The organism is Rhizorhabdus sp. GW822-FHT03C02 (assembly GCF_058801765.1).
Window position 1 is genome coordinate 106,856 of sequence record NZ_JBXANN010000013.1, and the last position, 23,010, is coordinate 129,865.

Annotated in this window: 23 protein-coding genes; 8 read left to right on the plus strand and 15 right to left on the minus strand. The window is 67.1% G+C overall.

All coding sequences use genetic code 11. The annotated features are described in order from the left end of the window. The first annotated feature begins 58 nt into the window (after positions 1–58). From AC1RM6_RS25175 to AC1RM6_RS25185, 3 genes are all read left to right on the plus strand, one after another. Positions 59–802: a Crp/Fnr family transcriptional regulator gene (locus AC1RM6_RS25175; RefSeq protein WP_493106394.1), complete on the plus strand. Its 744-nt coding sequence runs from the start codon at positions 59–61 to the stop codon at positions 800–802. 81 nt (positions 803–883) lie between these two features. Next, positions 884–1,666 (plus strand): response regulator, encoded by a 783-nt coding sequence (locus AC1RM6_RS25180; protein ID WP_493106396.1) that lies wholly within the window; start codon positions 884–886, stop codon positions 1,664–1,666. 81 nt (positions 1,667–1,747) lie between these two features. Further along, positions 1,748–1,927 carry a CsbD family protein gene (locus AC1RM6_RS25185; RefSeq protein WP_493106398.1) on the plus strand — a complete coding sequence of 60 codons (180 nt, stop codon included), beginning with the start codon at positions 1,748–1,750 and terminating at the stop codon, positions 1,925–1,927. 73 nt (positions 1,928–2,000) lie between these two features. Here the strand turns inward: AC1RM6_RS25185 and AC1RM6_RS25190 are convergent, their stop codons facing one another. Both AC1RM6_RS25190 and AC1RM6_RS25195 read right to left on the minus strand, forming a co-directional pair. Next, on the minus strand, positions 2,001–4,553 hold the full coding sequence (locus AC1RM6_RS25190) for an HWE histidine kinase domain-containing protein (protein ID WP_493106400.1): 2,553 nt from the start codon (positions 4,551–4,553) through the stop codon (positions 2,001–2,003). 10 nt (positions 4,554–4,563) lie between these two features. Then, entirely contained in the window at positions 4,564–5,271 is a 708-nt protein-coding gene (locus AC1RM6_RS25195; RefSeq protein ID WP_493106402.1) for a biliverdin-producing heme oxygenase, read from the minus strand. Between AC1RM6_RS25195 and AC1RM6_RS25200 the strand changes: the two genes are divergently transcribed. Together AC1RM6_RS25200 and AC1RM6_RS25205 are read left to right on the plus strand one after the other, a co-directional pair. Next, complete coding sequence (locus tag AC1RM6_RS25200; RefSeq protein ID WP_493106404.1) at positions 5,240–6,811, plus strand: phospholipase D-like domain-containing protein; 1,572 nt, start codon at positions 5,240–5,242, stop codon at positions 6,809–6,811. The two genes, AC1RM6_RS25195 and AC1RM6_RS25200, sit on opposite strands and share 32 nt — an antisense overlap. 56 nt (positions 6,812–6,867) lie before the next feature. Further along, positions 6,868–8,259, plus strand: a complete 1,392-nt coding sequence (locus AC1RM6_RS25205) for a M20/M25/M40 family metallo-hydrolase (protein ID WP_493106406.1) — start codon at positions 6,868–6,870, stop codon at positions 8,257–8,259. A gap of 143 nt (positions 8,260–8,402) precedes the next feature. On the opposite strand, the gene AC1RM6_RS25210 is transcribed toward AC1RM6_RS25205, so the two are convergent. After that, positions 8,403–8,522, minus strand: coding sequence for an aa3-type cytochrome c oxidase subunit IV (locus AC1RM6_RS25210; protein WP_493106408.1), 120 nt, complete (start codon positions 8,520–8,522; stop codon positions 8,403–8,405). A 321-nt stretch (positions 8,523–8,843) separates the two neighbouring features. Between AC1RM6_RS25210 and AC1RM6_RS25215 the strand changes: the two genes are divergently transcribed. Further along, the gene (locus AC1RM6_RS25215) at positions 8,844–10,256 is read left to right on the plus strand and encodes a sigma-54-dependent transcriptional regulator (protein WP_493106410.1); all 1,413 of its coding nucleotides are present in this window, start codon (positions 8,844–8,846) and stop codon (positions 10,254–10,256) included. Between the two features lie 4 nt (positions 10,257–10,260). On the opposite strand, the gene folP is transcribed toward AC1RM6_RS25215, so the two are convergent. The 4 genes from folP to AC1RM6_RS25235 form a co-directional block, all read right to left on the minus strand. Further along, positions 10,261–11,364, minus strand: coding sequence for a dihydropteroate synthase (gene folP / locus AC1RM6_RS25220; protein WP_493106412.1), 1,104 nt, complete (start codon positions 11,362–11,364; stop codon positions 10,261–10,263). A gap of 82 nt (positions 11,365–11,446) precedes the next feature. Then, positions 11,447–11,773 carry a DUF1905 domain-containing protein gene (locus AC1RM6_RS25225; RefSeq protein WP_493106414.1) on the minus strand — a complete coding sequence of 109 codons (327 nt, stop codon included), beginning with the start codon at positions 11,771–11,773 and terminating at the stop codon, positions 11,447–11,449. 84 nt (positions 11,774–11,857) lie between these two features. Then, the gene (locus tag AC1RM6_RS25230) at positions 11,858–13,783 is read right to left on the minus strand and encodes a potassium transporter Kup (RefSeq protein ID WP_493106416.1); all 1,926 of its coding nucleotides are present in this window, start codon (positions 13,781–13,783) and stop codon (positions 11,858–11,860) included. 97 nt (positions 13,784–13,880) lie between these two features. Further along, positions 13,881–14,378, minus strand: coding sequence for an Lrp/AsnC family transcriptional regulator (locus AC1RM6_RS25235; RefSeq protein WP_493106418.1), 498 nt, complete (start codon positions 14,376–14,378; stop codon positions 13,881–13,883). A gap of 139 nt (positions 14,379–14,517) precedes the next feature. Here AC1RM6_RS25235 and ald point away from each other — a divergent pair, with 139 nt between their 5' ends. Beyond that, the gene (gene ald / locus AC1RM6_RS25240) at positions 14,518–15,612 is read left to right on the plus strand and encodes an alanine dehydrogenase (RefSeq protein WP_493106420.1); all 1,095 of its coding nucleotides are present in this window, start codon (positions 14,518–14,520) and stop codon (positions 15,610–15,612) included. A 138-nt stretch (positions 15,613–15,750) separates the two neighbouring features. Here the strand turns inward: ald and AC1RM6_RS25245 are convergent, their stop codons facing one another. Beyond that, positions 15,751–17,382, minus strand: coding sequence for a carboxylesterase/lipase family protein (locus AC1RM6_RS25245; RefSeq protein ID WP_493106422.1), 1,632 nt, complete (start codon positions 17,380–17,382; stop codon positions 15,751–15,753). A 184-nt stretch (positions 17,383–17,566) separates the two neighbouring features. Between AC1RM6_RS25245 and AC1RM6_RS25250 the strand changes: the two genes are divergently transcribed. Then, positions 17,567–18,073, plus strand: a complete 507-nt coding sequence (locus AC1RM6_RS25250) for a MarR family winged helix-turn-helix transcriptional regulator (RefSeq protein WP_493106424.1) — start codon at positions 17,567–17,569, stop codon at positions 18,071–18,073. 48 nt (positions 18,074–18,121) lie between these two features. On the opposite strand, the gene AC1RM6_RS25255 is transcribed toward AC1RM6_RS25250, so the two are convergent. Genes AC1RM6_RS25255 through ccmC form a run of 7 tightly spaced genes read right to left on the minus strand, consistent with a single transcriptional unit; the run spans position 18,122 to position 22,950 of the window. Next, entirely contained in the window at positions 18,122–18,748 is a 627-nt protein-coding gene (locus tag AC1RM6_RS25255; RefSeq protein ID WP_493106426.1) for a tetratricopeptide repeat protein, read from the minus strand. Then, on the minus strand, positions 18,748–19,158 hold the full coding sequence (locus AC1RM6_RS25260) for a cytochrome c-type biogenesis protein (protein ID WP_493106428.1): 411 nt from the start codon (positions 19,156–19,158) through the stop codon (positions 18,748–18,750). The genes AC1RM6_RS25255 and AC1RM6_RS25260 overlap by 1 nt, the downstream gene beginning before the upstream one ends. After that, complete coding sequence (locus tag AC1RM6_RS25265; RefSeq protein WP_493106430.1) at positions 19,155–19,682, minus strand: DsbE family thiol:disulfide interchange protein; 528 nt, start codon at positions 19,680–19,682, stop codon at positions 19,155–19,157. Before AC1RM6_RS25265 ends, AC1RM6_RS25260 begins: the two co-directional genes overlap by 4 nt. A gap of 13 nt (positions 19,683–19,695) precedes the next feature. Continuing rightward, a complete protein-coding gene (locus tag AC1RM6_RS25270; RefSeq protein ID WP_493106432.1) occupies positions 19,696–21,621 on the minus strand; it encodes a heme lyase CcmF/NrfE family subunit in 1,926 nt (641 codons plus the stop codon). Continuing rightward, the gene (gene ccmE / locus AC1RM6_RS25275; protein ID WP_493106434.1) at positions 21,618–22,100 is read right to left on the minus strand and encodes a cytochrome c maturation protein CcmE; all 483 of its coding nucleotides are present in this window, start codon (positions 22,098–22,100) and stop codon (positions 21,618–21,620) included. The genes AC1RM6_RS25270 and ccmE overlap by 4 nt, the downstream gene beginning before the upstream one ends. Next, the gene (gene ccmD, locus AC1RM6_RS25280; protein WP_493106436.1) at positions 22,097–22,237 is read right to left on the minus strand and encodes a heme exporter protein CcmD; all 141 of its coding nucleotides are present in this window, start codon (positions 22,235–22,237) and stop codon (positions 22,097–22,099) included. Before ccmD ends, ccmE begins: the two co-directional genes overlap by 4 nt. Then, on the minus strand, positions 22,234–22,950 hold the full coding sequence (gene ccmC, locus AC1RM6_RS25285) for a heme ABC transporter permease CcmC (protein WP_493106564.1): 717 nt from the start codon (positions 22,948–22,950) through the stop codon (positions 22,234–22,236). Before ccmC ends, ccmD begins: the two co-directional genes overlap by 4 nt. Positions 22,951–23,010 lie beyond the last annotated feature (60 nt).

A 23,010-nucleotide genomic window follows, 5' to 3' on the forward strand; every position in this document is an offset into this window, starting at 1 on the left:
CGGCGTGAACAGAAGCCGGCAACGAGCGTTCCGACCCCGTATCAACATGGAGTCAGGAATGATCGATTCCGCCACTGCCTGCCGTAACCGTCTGCTTGCCGCGCTCAGACCTTCGGATCTCGACCTGCTGCTGCCGATCCTTTCGCTGCACGACTATCCGACCGGCCGCATCCTCCAGGAGTCGGGGGCGCAGGTGACCCACGCCTGGTTTCCGCTCGATGCCGCCGCTGCGGCCTTCGTCGTCGCGGCCGATCTCAACCATCTGGTCGATACCGCACTGGTCGGCAATGAAGGTGCGGTCGGCGGGATCGTCTCGACCGGCCGCCTGCCCGCTTATGCGCGTGCCCATGTCCAGTTCGGCGGCCCGTTCCTGCGCGCCGGGCTCGATCCGTTCAACGCGATCCGCCATCAATCGCCGGCGGTCGCCAACTGGATGGCACGTTATTCGGACTGCCTGGTCGCGCAGCTGTTCCAGTCGGCGGCCTGCAACGCCTCGCACACGATCGTCCAGCGGCTCGCGCGCTGGCTGCTCGCGACCCGCGACCGGATCGGCAGCAACGAGATCGTGATCACCCAGGAACAGCTCGGCGAAATGCTCGGCGTCGGCCGCAGCTTCATCAACCGTTCGCTGCGCCAGCTGACCCAGAAGAACATCCTCGCCTCGCGCCGTCGCCGGATCATCATCGTCGATCCCGACCGGCTGCGCTCGACCGCGTGCGAATGCAACGACCGGATCCGCGAGCATTTCGACGTGGTGCTGACCGGGGTCTATCCGACCGAACAGGAGGCATTCGCGCGATAGTCGCGCGAATGCCGGCCGCATGGCAACTTCCCGGCCGGCGCAGCGTTTGACCGCCAACCCTCTTCGAACATCGGAACCATCGTGTCACTAGGCCAGGACCTCGCCCCGCACCTTCCCTTCCTACGCCGTTATGCGCGCGCGCTCACCGGGGCGCAGGCCGATGGCGATGCCGCGGTGCGCGCGACCCTCGAGGCGATCGTCGCCGATCCGCGATCCTTTCCGCGCGACGTCGATACCCGCCTGGGCCTCTACGCGGCGTTCCTCGACATCTGGGACGAGCATAGCGCCGAGCTGCCGACCGACGGCAGCCCCGAGAGCCTCGCCCGGCGGCGGCTGGCGCAATTGTCGGCCCGTCCCCGCCAGGCACTGCTGCTCACCGCGATGGAAGGATTCACCGAGGAAGATGCCGGCTATCTGATGGGGTGCGACCGCGCCGACATCGCCGAACTGGTGTCCGAGGCGCTGACCGAGATCGAACGCCAGACCCATGCCCGGGTGCTGATCATCGAAGACGAACCGATGATCGCAATGGATATCGAGGCGCTGGTCACCGACCTGGGCCATGAGGTCACCGCGATCGCGACGACCCATCAGGAGGCGGTCGCGGCCGCGCGCCGCAACCGGCCGTCGCTGATCCTCGCCGACGTCCAGCTGGCCGACGCCAGTTCGGGGGTCGACGCGGTCAACGAGATGCTCGAGCAGTTCCGGGTACCGGTCATCTTCATCACGGCCTTCCCCGAACGGCTGCTCACCGGCGAGCGGCCCGAACCGGCGTTCCTGATCACCAAGCCGTTCCAGCGATCGACCGTGAAGGCGGCGATCGCGCAAGCCCTATTTTTCGACGACGCGACCGTACCAGCGTAGATTCCGAGGCAACCAACGCTTTTCCAACGCGTTCTATATTATGAGCCGGACATCTTCCGGCGTGTGAAGAGGAGTTTCGATATGGGTGAGATGCTCGACAAGGCGAAGGGCCATGCCAACGAAGCGATCGGCAAGGCCAAGCGCGCGATCGGTGAGGCGACCGACCGCCCCGACATCACCGCCGAGGGCGATGCCCAGGAAGCCAAGGGCGACCTGCAGAAGGCCAAGGGCGACGTGAAGGGCGTGATCAACAAGATCTGACCCCGTCGCACGACGACCGAAACCTAACGGTCAAACAGGGGCTGGCGCGAAAGCGCCGGCCCTTTTCTTTTGCCTATGATTTCTGGCGCAACTCGCCGAGCGCCTTGACGATCTCATCCCGGCCATAGGGCTTGGACACCACGATCGCCCCCGGGAAACGCTCGCTCAGCTGCGCCTGTTCGCCATAGCCGCTGGCGAAGATGAACGGGGTGCCTGCACGCTCGAGTTCGTCGGCGATCGGGAGGCTGGTCTCCGAACCGAGATTGATGTCGAGGATCGCGAAATCGAGCTGATTTTCGGCGACGATCTCCCGCGCCTGGCGGATGTTCGAGGCGGTCAGCACGGTGTCCGCGCCGAGCTTGCGCAGCGTCTCCTCGACGTCGAGCGCGATCAACATGCTGTCCTCGACGAGCATCACCCGCTTCGGGAAATCCTCGGCCGGCACCGCCGATAGCACCTCATTCTCGCCGAGGCTGGCGACGGTGCCGCTGCCGATCGTCACATATTTGCCGGGGATCGTGAATTCGGCCTCGAGCCCGGTCAGCCGGTAATTGACCCGCGCCCGCCCGCCCAGCTCATAGGGCACCGAGCGCTCGATGATCGTCGTGCCGAAGCCCTTGCGCGAGGGCGCCTGGACCGCCGGACCGCCGTCTTCGCGCCAGAGGATCAGCAGGTCGCCTCCGACTTCGACGCCCCAACGCAGCTCGACGGTGCCATTGTCGCTCAGCGCGCCATATTTGGCGGCATTGGTGATCAGTTCGTGGAGCACGAGTGCGAGCGTGTTGAACGCCACCGGATCGAGCGCGGCCTTCGGACCCGAGACCCGGATCCGGTTTTCCTTGCCCGCCAGATAGGCGCTCGCCTCGGCGCGCACCAACGGTTCGATCTCGGCCGCCGCCCAGCGCTTGACGGTCAGCTGGTCATGCGCGCGCGCGAGCGCCTGGATGCGCCCCTCGAGCGTCTCGACGAACTCCTCATAGGTCAGCGCGGTCGCCCGCGTGCGCGACACCAGGCTGCGCACCAGGCTCAATATGTTGCGGACCCGGTGATTGAGCTCGGCGATCAGCAGGTCCTGGCGCTCATGCGCGCGGTTGCGATCGTCATCGCGCCCCTCGGCGAGCAACAGCACGACCTCGAGCAGCGAAGTCCGCACCGCCTCGGCGACGCGCTGTTCGGCGGCACTGAAGGGCTCGCTGACACCCTGGACGAGCTGGCGCCATTGCTCGAAGCTCTTGCGCGGCGACAGGCGAACGCCGCCGGCCTCCTCCTCCATCGCCTTCTGCGGATCGCCGGCCCAGCGGACGGTGCGCACCTTCTCGGCCCGGAACAGGATGACGAAATCGCGCGGGGAGCGCGAGATCGGGATGGCGAGCAGACCCGAGGCACGGTCGGCATAGGCCGTCGCCGGCGGATGGAGCCCCTCGAGCCGGTCGGTGGTGATGATCTGCGAGGCGGCGCCGCGACACAGATCGCGGACCAGCGCGCGGAACTGGGTCTCGTCGGGGGTCAGTCCCGACAGCGACACCTTGCCGTCGAGATAGACCCCGACCCCGTCATTGGGGATGGCCGCGCCGATCGTATCGCCGACCCATTCGGGATTGTGGAGCAGGTCGGCGTCCTGCGCGACCACCGCCATCAGCCGATCGGCGATGCCGCGCGAGCGCTGCTCATAGGCCGCACTCTCCTCGCGCTCGCGCGATTCGAGCATCATCGAGAACATCCGCCCGAACAGTTCGGCGGCGGTACGCTGTTCGAGGGTCGGCCTGAGCGGGCTGTAATGGTGGCAGGCGATCAGCCCCCATAGCCGGCCTTCGCACACCACCGAGATCGACAGCGACGCCTTGACCCCCATGTTGAGCAGATATTCGATATGGACCCGCGACACCGACCGCAGCACCGACATCGACAGGTCGATCGGCTGGCCGGCGAGATCGCGCTCGGGCATCACCCGCACGCCGGGATCGACCAGGTCGGCGATCAGCCGCAGATTGTTGCGGACGTAGAGCGCACGGGCCTGGCGCGGAATGTCGCTGGCCGGATAGCGCAGGCCGAGAAAGCTCTCGCGCTTCGACACCACCGATTCCGCCACCACCTCGCCGGCCCCGTCGCCGTCGAAGCGATACAGCATCACCCGGTCATAGCCGGTGATCGCCCGAATCTGCCGCACCGCGTGGAGGCGGAAATTCTGCATCGACATCGCCTGGCTCTGCCGCATCAGCATCGACCGCACGGTGATGCCGATATCCTCATGGCCCGCGGCGCCGCTCGGCTCGCCTTCGATCACGATCATGCTCTGGCTGAAATGGATCGCGACGTCATATTCGGGCAGATCGGGCTTCAGCCGGATCCGCAGCAGCCGCTCGACGCTGTCCTCGCCCTGCAGATAGGCGATGCGGTTGCGCAGGTCGTGGACGGCCTGCTGCGACACCACGGTTTCGAGCGACTGGCCGATCGCGGCGTCCCAGGCGATGCCGAGATGATCGGCGAGATTCTCCGATGCGCGGCTGACGATCCAGTCGGCGGACACCGACAGGAGGAAACCGAAGCTCTGAATGGCCCCCAGGAGGTGGATCGGCTCCCGGTCGCAGATCGTCAGGTCGGGTTGATCGGTCAGGATATCGGCCAAAGGGCCCGTCTCACTTTCGTCGGTCGGATCGCGCGGCCTCGAAGGCGCGCTCGAATATGCCGAAGGTCGTTCGGGCATCGTTCAGGGCTGCGGCGTCGCTAGCATCATTACGGGGTCGCATCTGTAGCCAAGTGGACGTTGCCTTCCAGCTCGCCGGATCGGCCGAGGCGGTCAGATAGGCGCTGGCGCGGTCGGCGAGCCCGGGCGACCGTGTCCGCAATTCGCGCAGCAGCACCGTCGATCCGAGCCGCGAGCCCTCGAGCACATAGCGCATGCCCGCCGATTCCGCGTCGGGCACGGCGGGGGCGTCGATCCGATCGGGCACCGGCTCGCCGAGTGCGGCAAGGTCCTCGACCAGCGCGCCGAACCGCGCCTTCGATCCCGCGTCGAGCACCGGCTCGAGCGTCAGCCAGGCCACCGCCTGCGCGCGCAGGAAATCGATATAATCCCCCTCGCGCCCGAAATCGCAGCTGCCGAACAGGCGATCGACGCGCTCATGGGCATCACGGGTTTCGCGCCGCAAAAGGCCGCGCAACGAATTATCGGCTTCGCCGGAAGAAGAAGGCATTATGGCATTCATGCTGACCCACCCCGAAAACTCAACCGATTTATCACGGAAACGAAACCATCGACGACGCGTTGGACGGCTGCAAAGCTGGAAAAATCGCGCGATATAGCGGGGGTAAATGACGAACGAGCTGTTTGTTCCGGGCTCCAATTGCTGGAGGATCGAACGCGCCGACAGGGTCGCGGTGATCGTCGACGCCGCCGATTATTTCCGGATCGTGCGCGACGCGATGCTCGAAGCGCGCGAGCAGATCATCATCGTCGGCTGGGACGTCGATCCGCGCATCCTGCTGGATCCCGAGGACGACGACAGCGAGGACGAAAACGGACCCAACAGCCTGGCGCGCTTCATCCCCTGGCTGGCGCGGCGGCGGCCCGAACTGCGGATCCAGCTGCTGATCTGGAACATGGGCGCGCTCAAGATGCTGACCCGCGGGCGGGCGATCTTCACGCTGATCCACTGGCGGCTGTCGCGCCATGTCGACATACGCTTCGACAGCAGCCAGCCGATCGGCGCCACCCATCACCAGAAGATCGTCGTGATCGACGACAGCATCGCCTTTTGCGGCGGCATCGACATGACCTCGGACCGCTGGGACACCCCCGAGCATGAGGATGGCGATCCACGGCGGCGGCTGCCCGGCGGGCGCCCCTATATGCCGTGGCACGACACGATCGGCGCGGTCGACGGCGATGCCGCGGCCGCGCTCGGCGAGCTCGCCCGCGACCGCTGGGAAAAGGCGACCGGTCGATCGCTGCCGGTGCCCGCCCGCCACAAGGCGCCCTGGCCCGCCCGGCTGGGGGTTCTCACCGCGAATCGCCGGGTCGCGATCAGCCGCACGGTGCCGCGCACCGCGAAATGCGAGGAGGTGCGCGAGATCGAGGCGCTCTATATCGACATGATAGAACGGGCGAAGCGCTTCATCTACGCCGACAACCAATATTTCGCCTCGCGCGCGGTCGCCGAGGCGCTGGCGAAGCGGCTGCAGGAACCCGATGGGCCCGAAATCGTCATCGTCCTCCCTCGCAGCGCCGACGGCTGGCTGCAGGAGGCGGTGATGGGCAGCGCCCGATCCGAGCTCACCGCGGCGCTTTACCATCTCGACCAGCACGACCGGCTGCAATTCTACACGCCGGTGACGAAGCAAGGCGCCGACATCTACGTCCATTCGAAGCTGATGATCGTCGACGACCGCATCCTGCGGGTCGGGTCCTCGAACATGAACAACCGCTCGATGGGGCTCGACAGCGAATGCGACATCGCGATCGCGCCCGAGGATGACGACGACCTTCCCGATCCCGCGATCCGCCACCTGCGCGAGACGCTGCTCGCCGAGCATCTCGGCACCACCCCCGAACGGGTGCGCGCCGCCTTCGACAGCTGCGGCCGGCTGAGCGACATGATCGACGGGCTCAGCGACGATCATCCGGGCGGCAGCAAGACGCTGGTGCCGTTCGAGCCGGCACCGGTCAGCGAAGCGACGCTAGCGCTCGGCGCCACCGAGATGCTCGATCCCGAATCGGTCGACGAACGCTTCGAGCCGCTGTCGAACCGCGGCCTGTTCCGCGGCTTCCTGCGGCGCGGCACCCGCGGCCTGTTCGAACAGATGCGCGAGCGCCGCCGGCTGCGCCGCGAGCGCAATCGCGGGCGCTGGCGCCGGCGTTTCCGCAAGCTAATGCATCGCGATTGACGGCATCGGTGCGGCGCAGCAATCTGAGGTAAATCGCTCCAGCCGAAGGATTGCCCATGCGCCGCGCCCTCCCCCTGTTCGTCGCGGCGCTGCTGGGATCGACGCCGCTGGCCGCCGCCGGCCCGGCAAAGGTCGATCCGGCCCAGCACGACCAGGCGCTCCAGCTGTGGAAGGACTTCATCGCCATCCCGACGGTGCAGGGGCGCGGCAACATGCCGCAGATGGCGAACCATATCGCCGACCTGCTGCGCAAGGGCGGGTTCGCCGCCGAGGATGTGATCGTCGAGGGCGATGGCGACACCACCACCCTGGTCGCACGCTATCGCGGAACCGCCAAAAATAGGGGACCGATCCTGCTGTCGGGCCATATGGACGTGGTCGAGGCGAAGGCGTCCGACTGGACCCGCGATCCGTTCGTTCCGGTCGAGGAGAAGGGCTTCGTCTATGGCCGCGGCTCGCTCGACATGAAGTTCGGCGACGCGATCCTGGTATCGACCCTGCTCAAGCTGAAGGCCGATGGCTACAAACCCGGCCGCGACATCCTGCTGCTGCTGTCGGCCGACGAGGAAACCGACATGGCGACCACCGCCACCCTCGCCGCCAAATATGGCAAGGGCGCCGAGCTGTTGCTCAACGCCGATGCCGGCGGCGGGCTGCTCGGCGCCGACGGCAAGCCGATCGCCTTCATGATGCAGGCCGCCGAGAAGACCTATGCCGATTTCGAGATCACGGTCACCGACCCCGGCGGCCATTCGAGCCGGCCGGGTGCGACCAATGCGATCTATACGCTGGCGCAGGCGATCGACCGGATCGGCGCTTACCGCTTCGCGGTGCAATCGAGCGAGCTGACCCGCGCCTATTTCGCCGCGACCGGCGCGCGCACCCCCGGGGCGCTGGGTGCGGCGATGACCAAGTTCGCCGCCGACCCGACCGACAAGGCCGCGATCGCGACGCTTCGGGCCGACCCCGAATATGTCGGACAGGTCGGCACCACCTGCGTCGCGACGATGCTGGCCGGCGGCCATGCGCTCAACGCGCTGCCGCAGCGCGCCAGCGTCTATGTCAATTGCCGGATCTTCCCGGGGGTGAAGGTCGAGGATGTGAAGGCGAATCTCGCCGAGGCGATCGCCAATCCGCAGGTGACGATCACCACCCTCGCCCACCCGCTGATGAGCAACACCTCGCCGCTGCGTCCCGACGTGATGAAGGCGGTCCGCAAGGGGCTCGACCTCAGCCATCCCGGATTGCCGATCGTGCCGCAAATGTCGGTCGGCGCGACCGATTCGATGTTCTTCAGGACGATCGGCATACCGAGCTACGGCGTCGGCGCGATCTTCCTCAATCCCGACGACGATTTCAGCCACGGCCTCAACGAGCGCGCGCCGACCGCCTCGATCGACGGCGCGCTGCTGATGTGGCGCAGCATGATCGTCGACCTGGCGCGTTGATTTGTTTTAGCCCTCAGACGCCGGGCGGCGGGCATCTGCCCGCCTTGGCTTCGCGCCAATAAGGCGCGGCGCGCGGTCGCGCTCGCGGACCCTGCGGGTCCGGTTCGCTTATTTCAAGCTCCTCCCTTTCCAGGGAGGGGCGATCAGCCCTTCGGCGCGATCAGGAAAACCACCAGCAGGCCGACCAGCGCGCTGGCGATCGTGCCGACCTTGAGCAGGGTCAGGAAGCCCGAATAGGTGTTGTTGTGGGCCTTATAGTCCATCGGAGCGCCGCCATCGGCCATAGATCTTCCCCTGCTTGAGCGTTTTGCCTGACCAACGGGCTTCTAGACGGCCGCCGCTTTGCCCTCAAGCCCTTCGGCACAGGTGTCGATAATCCGTCGGCCGGTCAGCCCATACGGCGCCTGAGCATATCGATCGATGACGCGTCAGCATCTTCGAGATCGCATATAATGCGAAATTGTCAGAGAAATGAGCAGTTGTGCTCCCTTGTGCATATTACAATTTGTTTTCAGCCTCTAAACCGATCCGCAAGGGATCGCTGCTAGGTGGGTGAGCAGCGATCTGTGGGGGATCTTTGGGGAATGCACCGCAATTTGCCGCGGGGCCTGCTGCTGATCGACGACGCGACCGCGCATGGCGGGCTGGTTTCAGCCTTTGCCACGCGCGCCGGTTGGAAGGTGTTGCGCGCGGCCGATATCATCAATGCGATCGCCGTCATCGAACAGCGCAGTGACCGTATCGACGCGGTGCTGCTGTGCTGCGAAACGGGCACGGCCGACTTCGGCGAAGCATTGGGCCAGTTGCGCAAGCGGCTGCCCCATCTGCCGATCATCCTGTCGATCGCGGCGGAGGCGACCGACCGGATCGCCCCCGCGCTGCGCGCCGGCGCCAGCGATTTCGTCACGACCCCGATCGCCTATGACCGGCTGATCGCTGCCCTCGACCATGCCACCACATCCGAGGCCGAGGGCGAGCTGCGGCCCCTCGCCGAAAAACCGCTGGCGGCGATCGGCTTCGACCGGCTGGTGGGCGCTGCCCCGAGTTTCCGTGCGGCCATCGAGCAGGCACAGCTCGCCGCCGACACCGCCGCGCCGCTGATGATCGAAGGCGAGACCGGCGTCGGCAAGGAAGCGGTCGCCCGCGCCGTCCATCTCGCCGGCGAGCGGATGGACCGCCCGTTCGTCGCGGTCGACTGCGGCGCCATACCCGCCAACCTCGCCGAGTCCGAATTGTTCGGCCACGAACGCGGCGCCTTCCCCGGCGCCTTCGATCGCCGTGCGGGCCATCTCGCAGCGGCGGATGGCGGCACGATCTTCCTCGATCGGATCGACCGGCTACCGGCGGACCTGCAGGCGCGCCTGGCCTGGACGCTCCAGTCGGGCGAGATCCTGCCGCTCGGCGCGCGGGTTCCGCGCAGCGTATCGGTCCGGCTGATCGCCGCGATCGACCATGATCCGGCCGATAGCGGCGGTGAAGCCCGCCTCCATCCCGACCTCGCCGCACGCCTGTCCCCCAGCCGCATCACCGTCCCGGCATTGCGCGAGCGTATCGACGATCTCGCGGAGTTGAGCCGCAGCATCCTCGCGCGGATCGCGACCGAACTGGCGGTCGCCGCGCCGATGATCGATCCGGCGGCGATCCGCCTGCTGGCCCGCTATCCCTGGCCCGGCAATGTCCGCCAGCTCCACGACGTTCTGCTGCGCGCCGCGATCGGATGTTCGGACGAGTTTCTGACACCGGCGCAATTCCGTCAGCTCGCCGCGGCAGTCGCAAGCGGGCGTCCGGCGAACATGGTGCCCGATGCGGCCGAGGCCGGGTTCGAGGTGTTCCAGCCCGATGGCCATGTCCGCTCGCTCGAAGCGGTCGAGGCCGACATGATCCGTCTCGCGATCCGCCGCTATGGCGGGCGGATGACCGAGGTCGCCCGCCGGCTGGGGATCGGCCGGTCGACGCTCTATCGCAAGCTCGCCGAACTCGGCCTCGAAGACGCCTGAGGGATCATGGGGCCGGCGGGGTCAGCGCCTCGTCGCGCAAGCCGCGCCAGGTCCGCAGCGCCTGGACCGTTTCGGCCACGTCGTGGACGCGCAGGATCTGCGCCCCAAGCTGCGCGCCGTGGAGCGCCAGCGCGACCGATCCGCCGAGCCGCCGGTCGGCGGGCGCCTCGTTCGAGAGCGCCCCGATCAGCCGCTTGCGGCTCACGCCGAGCAGCAGCGGGCAGCCCAGGCCGTGGAACAGCGCGAGCCCGTTCAAAAGCTGGAGATTGTGGCGCAGCGTCTTGCCGAAACCAATCCCCGGATCGACGATGATCCGCGCCCGCGCGATGCCCGCCGCCTCGGCCGTGGCGATGCGATCGGCGAGCCAGTCATAGACCTCGATCAGCGCATCGTCATAATGTGGATGATGCTGCATCGTCTGCGGATCGCCCTGATGGTGCATCAGCACGACCGGGCAGGCGCTGCGCGCCAGCAGCGGCAGCGCGAGCGGATCCCAGCCTAGCGCCGAGACATCGTTGACGATATGCGCACCGGCACCGAGCGCGGCCTGCATCACCGCCGCCTTGCGGGTGTCGCTCGACACGATCGCCCCGCCCGCTGCGAGGCGCCGGATCACCGGTTCGACCCGCGCGATCTCGTCGCCTTCCCACACCGTCGCGGCGCCCGGCCGGGTCGATTCGCCACCGACATCGACGATCGCGGCCCCATCGGCCGCCATCGCGAAACCGTCGGCGACCGGATCGGCATGGCTGCCGCCGTCGGAGAAGCTGTCGGGGGTGACGTTGAGGATCGCCATCACCTGCGGCTGGTCGAGCCGCAGCACGCGATCACCCAGCCGGATCGGCAGCCGCGGGGCGACGATCCGCGCGGCGGTGGCGCGCAGCGCATCGGCCTGGTGCGCGGCAAGCCCGGCGCAGAGCCTATCGAAGTCGGCGACGGGCACCAGCCGCTCGGCGACACGCCGGCCGCCCTCGACCGCGATTAGCTCATAAGCCGAGAACCAGACCAGCCCGCCGGCGAGCCGCGCGACCTGGCCGTCGCGACCGAACGGCGCGTCGACGAAGGCGGCGGGGCGAAGATAGAGGCGGGCGGCGGGCGAGATCGGCATGCCGTTCCATTACGGCCTTGGTCGACATTCGGGAATGGATGCGGCCATTGAAAATCCACGACCCGATCGTAGCGACGAGCGACTACAAGGCCGGTAGCTGCCGATTCACCCTTATCCGCACGCGCACCCAAGCGTCGGGTTCGATTTTTCCCGCGCGCCGAACCGCGACCTTGAGCGGCAGCAAATAGCCGCCGTCCTTCGGAAAGAGCGATGTGGAAAAGCTCACGCCGGCCGCCATCGCGTCGACCGGCACCACGCCCCACCCATAGCTTGCCTGCCGGGCGGCGTAGCGCAATTCGCCGACATGCTCGGATGGAACCGCGACGAAGTAGAATGGCGCGGGACCGCGCCAATATATCACCCTCCCTTCGAAGGCGATGTCGGCGAGAGGTTCGGCATCGGCAGCCATCGCATCAGGATAGGCGACGCGCGATCCATGCGAAAGAGCGGAGCGGGCGCCGTGCAGGACCGCCGGCGGTCGCCCGCCGTCGAATCAGATCTCGACCTGGCTGCCCAGTTCGACGACACGGTTGGTCGGCAGCTTGAAGAATTCCATCGCGCTTTCGGCGTTGCGCAGCATCCAGGCGAACAGCTTTTCGCGCCAGATCGCCATGCCCGGCCGCGACGAGGGCAGCAACGTCTGCCGGGCGAGGAAGAAGCTGGTGTCCATCATCTTGAATTCGGCGCCGCACTGCCGGTTGGTGGCGAGCACCGCAGGCACGTCGGGATCTTCCATGAAGCCATAGTTAATGATCATCCGGTAGAAGCCCTGGCCGAGATCGGAGAAGTTCATCCGACGATCGGGATTCACATAGGGGACGTCGGCGATCTTGACGGTCAGCAGGATCACCCGCTCGTGCAGCACCTTGTTGTGCTTGAGATTGTGGAGCAGCGCGTGCGGCACCCCGTCGGGCGACGAGGTCATGAACACCGCGGTGCCCGAAACCCGCGCCGCCGAGCTGACCGCCGACTGGACGAACACCTTCACCGGCATCGCGACCTCGCGCATCCGGTCGATCATCAATTGGCGTCCCCGCGCCCAGGTGGTGAGCAGGGTGAAGGCGATGAACCCGATCAGCAGCGGGAACCAGCCGCCATCGGGCACCTTGGTGAGGTTCGCGCTGAAATAAGCGAGGTCGACCAGCCCGAACGCGGCGATCAATATGCCGGCGCCGATCCGGTTCCAGCGCCACAGATGGAACAACACGACCGCGAGCAGGCAGGTGTCGATCGCCATCGCCCCGGTGACGGCGATGCCATAGGCCGCGGCGAGGTTGGACGAGCTGCGGAACGAGATCACCAGCAGGATCACCATCACCATCAGCGCCCAGTTCATCGCCGGGATGTAGATCTGGCCGATCGCGCCCGCCGAGGTGTGGGTGATGCGCAGGCGCGGGATGAAGCCGAGCTGGATCGCCTGCTGGGTGACCGAGAAGGCGCCCGAGATCACCGCCTGCGACGCGATCACCGTCGCCAGCGTCGCCAGGATCACCAGCGGCAGACGAAAGGCTTCGGGCGCGAGCAGGAAGAAGGGGTTGTGGATCGTGCGCAGCGCGGTGGGCATATCCTGCCCGAGGATCATCGCGCCTTGGCCGAGATAGTTCAGCATCAGCGCGGGCAGCACGAACACCAGCCACGACACGCCGATCGGCTTGCGCCCGAAATGGCCCATATCGGCATAGAGCGCCTCGGCCCCGGTCACCGCGAGCACCACCGACCCCATGGCGAGAAACGCCAGACGGAAATCGGCGAGGAAGAACTGGACCGCATACCAGGGATTGAGCGAGATCAGCACATAGGGATTGGCGAGGAGATGGTTGATCCCTAGCACCGCGAGCACGGTGAAATAGATCAGCATGATCGGGCCGAACAACATGCCGACCTTGGCGGTGCCGCGCGACTGGATCATGAACAGCGCGATCAGGATGATCACCGCGACCGGGAGCACCAGCGGCTGGAAGCCTGCCTGGACGGTGGTCAGCCCCTCGACCGCCGACAACACCGAGATCGCCGGGGTGATCATGCTGTCGCCATAGAAGAGCGCGGTCGCGAACACCCCGAGCAGGACGATGCCGCGGGTCCAGCGCTTGCCCTCGGACTTGCGGTTGATCAGCGCGAGCAGCGCCAGGCTGCCGCCCTCGCCCTTATTGTCGGCACGCATGATGATCATCACATATTTGATCGTCACGACGAGCATCATCGACCAGAAGATCAGGCTGAGCACTCCCAGCACATGCAACTCGTCGGGGACCAGCGGATGATGGCCGGCGAAGGTCTCGCGAAACGCATAGAGCGGGCTGGTGCCGATATCGCCGAAGACGATGCCGACCGCGCCGACGACCAATTTTGGGAAGCTGCCATGACCATGGCCGGCCGAACCATAAGCATGGGAATCGGGGCTCGCCCCGTCCACTGCCATGTGCGGGTCGCCCGTCATGCCGTCACCGACTCTGCCCAATATATCAATCGACTGTTCCCGGCGCCGTCGTTTCCCCCCGGCGCATAGCGGCGGGCAACTAGCATTTGTTCCGTGGCCCCGCAAACGGAACCGCGCGAAAATCCGTCGTTAGCCCGCAATCGTCGGTCGCGAGAGTGCGAATGGTGAACTGGGTGACGAGCCGGTGAACCCCGGGCAGCACCGACAATATCTCACGGTGGACGCGCTCGTAACTGTCCTCGGCCGGCACCAATACCTTGATCAGATAATCGGAATCGCCGCTCATCAGATGCGCCTCGGCGATCTGCGCGGTGCGGCCGAGCGCGGCCTCGAACGCCATCATCGTCTGCTGGCGCTGGTCGACCAGCGTCACCGACACGAACACGGTCGAGGGATTGCCGCGCGCCGCGCGCGACAGCCGCGCCCGGTAGCCGAGGATCATCCCCGCATCTTCGAGCGCCTTGACCCGGCGATGCGCCGCCGATGGCGACAGCCCGACGGCGGCGCCCAGCCGTTCGCTGGTCAGTCCCGAATCATGGCCGAGTTGAGCGATGATTTTGCGATCGATCTGGTCCATCGGGAAAATATCGCATGATAGGGCGATAACACGCAATCATATGGCGATCGTATCGATTGTAACGACCATCTTCGCAAACTTCTGCCACGGCTTTTGCGTTATCCTTCCGGGCACAGCAGAGATCAGCGGGAGAATGAACATGCGCGTCGGTGTCCCCAAGGAAATCAAGAACCACGAATATCGCGTGGGCCTGACCCCCGCCTCGGTCGCCGAACTGACCGCCGCCGGTCATCAGGTGCTGATCGAGACCAAGGCCGGATCGGGAATCGATTTCGACGACCAGGATTATATCGACGCCGGCGCTTCGATCCTGCCCGATGCCAAGGCGGTGTTCGCCGGCGCCGACATGATCGTGAAGGTCAAGGAGCCGCAGCCGCAGGAAATCGCGATGCTCGAGCCGCGGCACCTGCTGTTCACCTATCTCCACCTCGCCGCCGACAAGCCGCAGGCCGAAGGGCTGATGAAATCGGGCGCGACCTGCATCGCCTATGAGACGGTCACCTCGCGTTCGGGGGCGCTGCCGCTGCTCAAGCCGATGTCCGAGGTCGCTGGCCGCATGTCGATCCAGGTCGGCGCCCATTATCTGGAGAAGGAACAGGGCGGCCGCGGCGTGCTGCTCGGCGGCGTGCCGGGGGTGACCCCGGCGCAGGTCGCGATCCTCGGCGGCGGCGTCGCCGGGATCAACGCCGCGCAGATGGCCGTCGGCCAGCGCGCCGACGTCACCATCTACGACATCAACAACGACCGGCTCGCCGAGCTCGACATGCATTTCGGCAGCCAGATCAAGACGGTCTACGCCTCGAAGGCGGCGATCGCCGCCGCCGTCGCCAAGGCGCATCTGGTGATCGGCGCGGTGCTGGTGCCGGGCGCCGCCGCCCCCAAGCTGGTGACCCGCGAGATGATCCGCACGATGAAGCGCGGATCGGTGCTGGTCGACATCGCGATCGACCAGGGCGGCTGCTTCGAGACCAGCCATGCCACCACCCATGACGACCCCGTCTTCGAGGTCGACGGGGTGATCCATTATTGCGTGGCGAACATGCCGGGCGCGGTTGCGCGCACCTCCGCCTTCGCGCTCAACAACGCGACCCTGCCGTTCGCGCTCAAGCTCGCCAATCTCGGCGCCGAGGCGGCGATGGCCGCCGATCCGCATCTCGCGGCGGGGCTCAACGTGTCGGGCGGCAAGATCCGGCACCAGGCGGTGGCGGACGCGCTGGGCCTGCCGATGAACTGATCGGGGTGGCGCCGCCGTCAGCGCCGAAGCCCATAAAGACGGGGCCGGACGGCAAAGCCGTCCGGCCCCAGTTGTACCTCCGGGAAGGGAGGGTAGGAATGTTCGGGGGGCGCCAAAAGCGGTAGCGCGCCGATATCGTCAGCCCGACCAATATTCGCGGAACGGCCGCTCCGGATCACCGACGACATGGCTGTTCCGCGCGAAGATCATCGTCTTGCGCGCATCCGGCTCGTAGCGCGCCCAGGCCAGCTTGCCGGTCGACGGGTCGCCGGTCCGCGCGAATGCGGTCCAGGCGTCGACCATCGCCTCGGACACGATGACGGGATCGGGTCCGGAGCCCAGCATGCTCGCGAATTGCTTCGCATGGTTGAACACCATCGGCGTGTCGAGACCATGCGGCGCCCGCAGCATCCCGTCGAACAGCGGGGTCTCATAATCGAGCCGATACATGAAGACCGGCGCCCCGCCCTGCGCCGCCTTGCGTTCGGCGATGCGGATCGCGTTGATCCAGGCGACGCTCTCGGTGACCATCGAGGTGTAGAGCCAGGTTCCGGCCTCGGCGGGCCGGTTTCGACGATAGAAGGCGAAGGCGTCGTCGCCCTTGTCCTTCAGATTCGAGCGGAAGCGGGCCTGTGCGTCGTCGAGCGTCATCTTGCCGAATTTCGGGTCGACGATGTTGAACAGCGTGGCCTCGTCCTTGTTGGTGCCGACGATCAGCGGGATGCCCGGCGCGACGGTCGGCGCCGCCACCGGATCGAACGGATCGGCGGGCAAGGCGACACCATCGGTGACCGGTGCGAGCACCCGCACCCCCTGCCCCAGTTGCGCCTGCACCGTCGCGGCGGCCTTCATCAGCGTGGCGAGCGGGACATCCTGCGCCTTGCGAACCTCGCCCGGCGCGATCTCGAGCGTCTTGAGGATGCGGCTCCCGAAATCGGCGGCGTCGCCTTTCGGAATGCCGCGGATCTGCGCCGAGCCGCTCTGGATGATCGCCTTGTGGAACAGGCCCTGGGCGGCCGGCATCGCCAGCAGCGTCTGCACCTTGGCGCCGCCGCCGCTTTCGCCGAAGATCGTCACATTGTGCGGGTCACCGCCAAAGGCGGCGATATTGTCGCGGACCCATTCCAGCGCGAGGATCTGGTCGAGCTGGCCGCTGTTGCCCGACAGGGCGAAATCGGGATCGAGCGCGCCCAGATAGAGATAGCCGGGGGCGGCGAGCCGGTGGTTGATCGTCACCACCACGACGTCGCCGCGCTGCGCCAGCGCCCCGCCTTCATAGACCGCTTCGTTGGCCGATCCGATCGCGAAGCCGCCGCCATGCAGCCAGAACATCACCGGGCGCTTGCGCCGGGACGAGGCATCGGGGGTGTAGACGTTGAGGACCAGACAATCCTCGCCCTCATAGCCGCTGCCCATCTGACCGGTCATGAACTTCTGCACCGCCGCGAGCGCGGCCGGATCGGCGCCGGGCGGGATCCTGCCGGCCCCGAGGCTCCCTTGCGGCGCGCGATGGCCGAAGCCGACGCAATCGCGCACTCCGGTCCAGCCGGCGGCCTTGACCGGCGGCAGAAAGCGCCGCGCGCCCTGCGTGTCGGCGCCATAGGGAATGCCGCGAAAGGCGCTGATCGGGCCCTCGCGCAGGCCGCGGACCTTGCCGGCACTGGTGTCGACGATCGCGCTCGGGGAATTCGATTGCGCCCACGCCCGCGGCGCCAGCAGGCTCGTCAGTGCCGCGGCGCCGAACAGCTGGCCCGCACGACGGCGCGTCATCCCCATATCTTCCATATCGGCTCCTCATGACGAGCGGTCGGGCGCCGCTTCTGTCTGCCCGGAAACTGAGCCGCAGGGGAAAATTCGTCAAGTTTTTTAATTAAATTATTTTCAAATTACGGGCGCGCTGTGGCCGGCGCTGTGCGATAGGACGCCGCACGATGGCAAAGGGGAGCAGAGGTTGATGACGCCGACGGGCCAGCATGGTGGGGATGACGACGGCAGCCGGCCCGAAGACGATGCCGACTGGGCCGAGATCGGCCCGCTCCTCGACGGCCTCGCCCGTGCCGACGCCGCCATCAGGATCGCCGCCCGCGGCGTGATCCGCCACCATGATCTCGGGCGGCGCGGCGCATGGATCCTGAGCAGGATCCTCGGCGGGGTTCGGTTGCCCGCCGATCTCGCCGACGCGTTCGGGATCAGCCGCAGCCTGATGACGATCGAGCTCAATCGGATCATCAAGGCGGGCCTGGTCGAGGCGACCCCCAGCCTCGCCGACGGCCGCCGCACCGAGCTTCAGCTCACCCCGCTCGGCATCGCCGCATGCGGACAGGTCCGCCGGGAAGCGGCACGGCTCATTCGGCGCAATCTCGCGGGATATTCGCCGGACGAGATCGCGCTGATGACCCGGTTTCTCACCGACGTCCGGCGCGTCGAAGCCAATGACGGCCTATGGCCCGAGGACGGCTGATCCAGGTCGGCTCGGCGGCGAAGGCGTACCGCGAGGATATAGCCTGGCTTACCGCCCCATGCCCTTCATCTGCGCGATCTCGCCGAGCCGCTGCTCGACATCGGCGCGCCACGGCGCATCGGCGGGCGCGCGCGCCAGCAGATCGCGCCAGATCGTCTCGGCGCGGTCGAACTGGCCGGCCTGGGCATAGGCCAGCCCCATGAAGAAGGGCGGGCCCGGATGATCGGGGGCGATTTTCGCGGCGCGCTCGAAGGCGAGCTGGGCCGCCGGCGACATCATCCCCTGGCTATGGACCACCATCGCATTGCCGAGGCCGACCCAGAGATCGGCGCTCTTCGGCCGTTTCTCGAGCCCGCCCTTGATGATCCCGATCGCATAGAGGTTGAGCCCCTGGCGGTGGAAGGCATCGGCGGTCCCCAGCACATCGGCGTCGTTGCCGAACTTGCTCATCAGCTTCTCGCGCTCGACCGCGAATTCACTGTCGGGAACCTTGGCGTCCTGCGGCGGCGGGGTCGGCTTGCCGGGCAGCGCCGGGCTGCCCTGCCAGGCATAGCCGGCGACCGCCATGAACAGCGCCGCGCCGAGCAGTTCGAGCCCGCCCTTGGGCAGGCGGCCCCAGCGCCACAGCACCCCGCCGACGACGACCGCCAGCCCGAGGAAGATCAGCCAGCCCATCAGCTTTTCCCTCTACGCTTGAACCGTCCGCGCACCAGCCAGCCACCGAGCAGCAGAAAAACCAGCGGCATCACCCAGAGCGGCCAGGTCAGCCCGTCGAGCGGCGGTTTATAGCTGACCCAGTCGCCATAGCGCTCGATCAGCCATTTGCGGATCGCCTCGGGCTGCTCCCCCGCCTGGATCCGGGTGCGGACCAGCGCGCGCATGTCGCCCGCCATCTCGGCATCCGAATCGGCGATCGACTGGCCCTGACAGACGAGGCAGCGCAGCGTCGCCATCAGCGCCTTGGCCTGCGCCTCCTGACCGGGATCGGGAAGCTGTTCATTGGCGTAGCGCGCCGCCGGCATCAGCGAATCGGCGAGCACCGGCGTCGCCAGCGCCAGCGCGGCGAGAATAAGCAGCCGCCTCACTTAGCGTCTCCAAGGGCCGACATGATGCCGGGCACGTCCTCGGGGCGGATATCGCCGATATGCTGGTGGCGGATGATGCCCTTGCCGTCGACGATGAAGGTCTCCGGAACCCCCGACGATCCGAGCGCGATCTGGACGCTGCTGTTCGTGTCGGCGCCGATCGCGCGATAGGGATCGCCGTTGCGCGCCAGGAAGCGCGTCAGATCCTCCTGCCGGTCGCGGATCGCGACGCCGTAGACCGGCACTCCGGCCTCGGCGAGCTGCTGGAGCTGCGGCGCCTCGGCCGCACAGGGGATGCACCAGCTCGCGAAGATGTTGACGAGATGCGGCTTGCCGTCGGCGAGCGCCTGGCTGGCGAGCCCCGGCTTGCCGTCGACCGCGGGCAGCAGCGCGAAGGCGGGCATCGGCTTGCCGACCAGTTGCGACCGGATCGTCTTGCTCTCGGGCCGGATCAGGCCGCCCGCGAACACGACCAGGAAGATCAGGAACAGTGCGAGCGGCAGCCAGATGATCAGGCGCTTCATGCGAGCGGCCCCCTCATATATACTCTCGCGGCGGGGCATGTCGCATCTCGCGACGGACGCGGCCGACCAGCGACAGGAAACCGCCGAACGCGACCAGCGCACCGCCGAGCCAGATCAGGGTGACGAACGGCTTCCACCACAGGCGAAGCTGCCAGCGGCCCTGGTCGTCGGGCTTGCCGACGACGACATAGAGCTGGCCGTCCCACACCGTCTTGATCGCCGCCTCGTTGGTCTCGGTCTGCGGCGACGGGAACATCCGGGTCTGCGGTTTCATCGTGAACGGCGCGCCCTCGCCGCGCCGCGCGATCACCGTCGCCTCGACCGCGGTATAATTCGGCCCGGCGATCGGCTCCATATCGGTCAGGCGGATCGCATAGGGGCCGACACGATAGGTCTCGCCTTCGCGGGCGGCGACCAGCGTCTCCTTGATGAAGGCGCTTTCCGACGCCATCCCGGCCAGCGCGACGGCGATGCCGAGATGGGCGACGACCATGCCCCAGATATAGAGCGGGGTGCGGCGCAGATTGCGCTTCCACAGCGGCGCGAGGCTGGCGATGCCGACCCCGACCGAGACCACCAGCCCGAGCAGCGGCAGGATGTGGATGCCCGGCGCCAGCGCGATCACCGCCAGCAGCATCAGCGCCGACAGCAGGATCGGGATCGCCAGCCGGGTGGCGAGCGGCTTCAGCTGGTCGCGCCGCCAGCGCAGCAACGGGCCGGCGGCCATGATCACGACGAGGATCAGCGCGAGCGGCCCGGCCGCGGCGTTGAAATAGGGCGGACCGACCGACAGCTTCGCCCCGGTCACCGCCTCGGCGATCAGCGGATAGAGGGTGCCGACCAGGACGATGCCGAGGATCGCCGACAGCAGCAGATTGTTGACGACGAGCGCGCCCTCGCGGCTCACCGCGTTGAACTGCGACCCTTCGCGCACCGTGCCGACCCGCAGCCCGAACAGCGCCAGCGCGCCGCCGATATAGATGGCGAGCAGCGCGAGGATGAAGGTGCCGCGGCGCGGATCGACCGCGAAGGCATGGACGCTGGTGAGGATGCCCGAACGCACCAGGAAGGTGCCGACCATCGACATCGAGAAGGCGACCACCGCCAGCATCACCGTCCAGGCGCGCAGGCCCTCGCGGGTCGCCAGCACCGTCACCGAATGGAGCAGTGCGGTCGCCGCGAGCCAGGGCATCAGCGAGGCATTTTCGACCGGGTCCCAGAACCACCAGCCGCCCCAGCCGAGCTCATAATAGGCCCAGTAGCTGCCCGCGGTGATGCCGAGCGTCAGCAGGATCCAGGCGCCGAGCACCCAGGGCCGCATCGCGCGGGCGAAAGCCGCGCCGACGTCGCGGGTGACGAGCGCGCCGACCGCGAAGGAGAAGGCGACCGACAGGCCGACATAGCCGAGATAGAGGGTCGGCGGATGGAAGGCGAGGCCGGGATCCTGGAGCAGCGGGTTGAGCCCCTGCCCCTCGACCGGCGCCGGGTTCAGCCGGGCGAACGGGTTCGAGGCGAACAGCAGGAAGGCGTAGAAGCCCAGGCCGATCGCCGCCTGCGCGGCGAGCGTCGCGATCAGCGTGCGCTCGTTGAGCCGCCGTTCGAAGATCGCGACCGCACCGCCGGCGACGGCGAGGATCGTCACCCACATCAGCATCGAGCCTTCGTGGTTTCCCCAGGTGCCGGCGAACTTATAGAGCAGCGGCTTGGTCGAGGCGTCGTTGGCGGCGACCAGCGCCACCGACAGGTCGACCGTCACGAACAGATAGATCAGCGCGACGAAGGCGAGCACGGTCAGCACCGCCTGGACGATCGCCACCGGCCGCACCGCGGCAAGCAGATCGGTCCGCCCGCTCGATACCGCGCTGATCCCCAGCAGCAGCTGCAACGCCGCCAGCGCCGCCGCCAGCCACAATACTGCCAGCCCCCCCTCGGCTATCATCTATCGTCCTTTGCTTTCTCGCCGGCTTTTGTCTTCGCGCCCGCCCCGGGTTCGAGACTCTCGCTCTTGTGCATCTCGCCCGCGACCTGCGGCGGCATATAGCGCTCGTCATGCTTGGCGAGGATATTGTCGGCGACGAAACGGCCGTCGGCGAGGAACTTGCCCTCGGCGACCACCCCCGAATTTTCCTTGAAGAGATCGGGAACGATGCCCTTGAAGCGCACCGGCACGGTTTCGGCATTGTCGGTGACGACGAAGTCGATCGTCACCCCGTCGGGCTGCCGCTTGATCGATCCGCCCTGGACCATGCCGCCGAGCCGCACCGAGCGCCCCGGCTCGACATGGTCGCGCTTCGCGTCCGACGGCGTGTAGAAATAGGCGGCCTGGTCCTTGAGCGCCGACATCGCCAGCAACGCCGCGCCGACGATCGCCACCACCGCCAGCAGCGCCAGGATGAGCCGTTGATTCTTGGCCTTCACGCCTGGTCCCGTTTCCTTGTGAGCGCTTCGGCGCGCGCCTCGGCGCGGCGCATCGCGGCAAAGCTGATCGCGACGATCGCGACCGTCGCGACGATGGTGACGCCATAGGCGCCGATGATGAAAGGCCAGTGGTTCATTCGGCGCTCATCCGCCTGAGCCGCGCCTCGACCTTGGCGTCGGCGAGCAGCGCGCGCATCCGCATCAGCACGATCGCGCCGAACAACAGGGTGAAGCCCAGCATCGAGATCGGCAGCGGCCACAGGATCGATCCGTCGATCGTCGAACCCTTCAGGGTGATGCTCTGCACCTGATGGAGCGTGCGCCACCACAGCACCGAATAATGGATGACCGGCACGTTGACCGCACCGACCACCCCGAAGATCGCCGAGATGCGGTCGCCGGCGCCGCGTTCGGCGCCCGCCGACGACAGCGCGATATAGGCGAGATAAAGGAAGAACAGCACCAGCATCGAGGTGAGCCGCCCGTCCCATTCCCACCAGGTGCCCCAGGTCGGTCGGCCCCAGATCGATCCGGTGATCAGACAGATCGCCGCGAACAGCGCGCCCGGCACCGCGACCGCGCGCGCGGCAACCGCGGCGAGCGGATGCCGCCAGATCAGCTGCATCAGGCTGGCGACCGCGATCCCGGTCCACCCCGCCATGCCCAGCCAGGCGGCGGGCACATGAATATACATGATGCGGACGCTCTCGCCCTGAAGATAGTCGGGCGGAGTCAGAAAAAGACCGGACAGGATCGCACCCGCGACCAACAAACCGCCGCTCCAGCCAAGCCAGGGCGTCAGCGGCCGCGCGATCGACAGAAACCGGTTGGGATTGGCGAAGATATGCACGGGGGACGGCAATAGAGCAGCTTTCGGCCAGTGGGAAGCGGCCACGGCTTGCGGCATATC

Bases quoted from the DNA above. Each gene is read 5' to 3' on its own strand.
- AC1RM6_RS25175 (WP_493106394.1), top strand. From the start codon at position 59: ATGATCGATTCCGCCACTGCCTGCCGTAACCGTCTGCTTGCCGCGCTC.
- AC1RM6_RS25185 (WP_493106398.1), top strand. From the start codon at position 1,748: ATGGGTGAGATGCTCGACAAGGCGAAGGGCCATGCCAACGAAGCGATC.
- AC1RM6_RS25200 (WP_493106404.1), top strand. From the start codon at position 5,240: ATGACGAACGAGCTGTTTGTTCCGGGCTCCAATTGCTGGAGGATCGAA.
- AC1RM6_RS25205 (WP_493106406.1), top strand. From the start codon at position 6,868: ATGCGCCGCGCCCTCCCCCTGTTCGTCGCGGCGCTGCTGGGATCGACG.
- AC1RM6_RS25210 (WP_493106408.1), bottom strand. From the start codon at position 8,522: ATGGACTATAAGGCCCACAACAACACCTATTCGGGCTTCCTGACCCTG.
- AC1RM6_RS25215 (WP_493106410.1), top strand. From the start codon at position 8,844: ATGCACCGCAATTTGCCGCGGGGCCTGCTGCTGATCGACGACGCGACC.
- folP (WP_493106412.1), bottom strand. From the start codon at position 11,364: ATGCCGATCTCGCCCGCCGCCCGCCTCTATCTTCGCCCCGCCGCCTTC.
- AC1RM6_RS25225 (WP_493106414.1), bottom strand. From the start codon at position 11,773: ATGGCTGCCGATGCCGAACCTCTCGCCGACATCGCCTTCGAAGGGAGG.
- AC1RM6_RS25230 (WP_493106416.1), bottom strand. From the start codon at position 13,783: ATGGCAGTGGACGGGGCGAGCCCCGATTCCCATGCTTATGGTTCGGCC.
- AC1RM6_RS25235 (WP_493106418.1), bottom strand. From the start codon at position 14,378: ATGGACCAGATCGATCGCAAAATCATCGCTCAACTCGGCCATGATTCG.
- ald (WP_493106420.1), top strand. From the start codon at position 14,518: ATGCGCGTCGGTGTCCCCAAGGAAATCAAGAACCACGAATATCGCGTG.
- AC1RM6_RS25245 (WP_493106422.1), bottom strand. From the start codon at position 17,382: ATGACGCGCCGTCGTGCGGGCCAGCTGTTCGGCGCCGCGGCACTGACG.
- AC1RM6_RS25250 (WP_493106424.1), top strand. From the start codon at position 17,567: ATGACGCCGACGGGCCAGCATGGTGGGGATGACGACGGCAGCCGGCCC.
- AC1RM6_RS25255 (WP_493106426.1), bottom strand. From the start codon at position 18,748: ATGGGCTGGCTGATCTTCCTCGGGCTGGCGGTCGTCGTCGGCGGGGTG.
- AC1RM6_RS25265 (WP_493106430.1), bottom strand. From the start codon at position 19,682: ATGAAGCGCCTGATCATCTGGCTGCCGCTCGCACTGTTCCTGATCTTC.
- AC1RM6_RS25270 (WP_493106432.1), bottom strand. From the start codon at position 21,621: ATGATAGCCGAGGGGGGGCTGGCAGTATTGTGGCTGGCGGCGGCGCTG.
- ccmD (WP_493106436.1), bottom strand. From the start codon at position 22,237: ATGAACCACTGGCCTTTCATCATCGGCGCCTATGGCGTCACCATCGTC.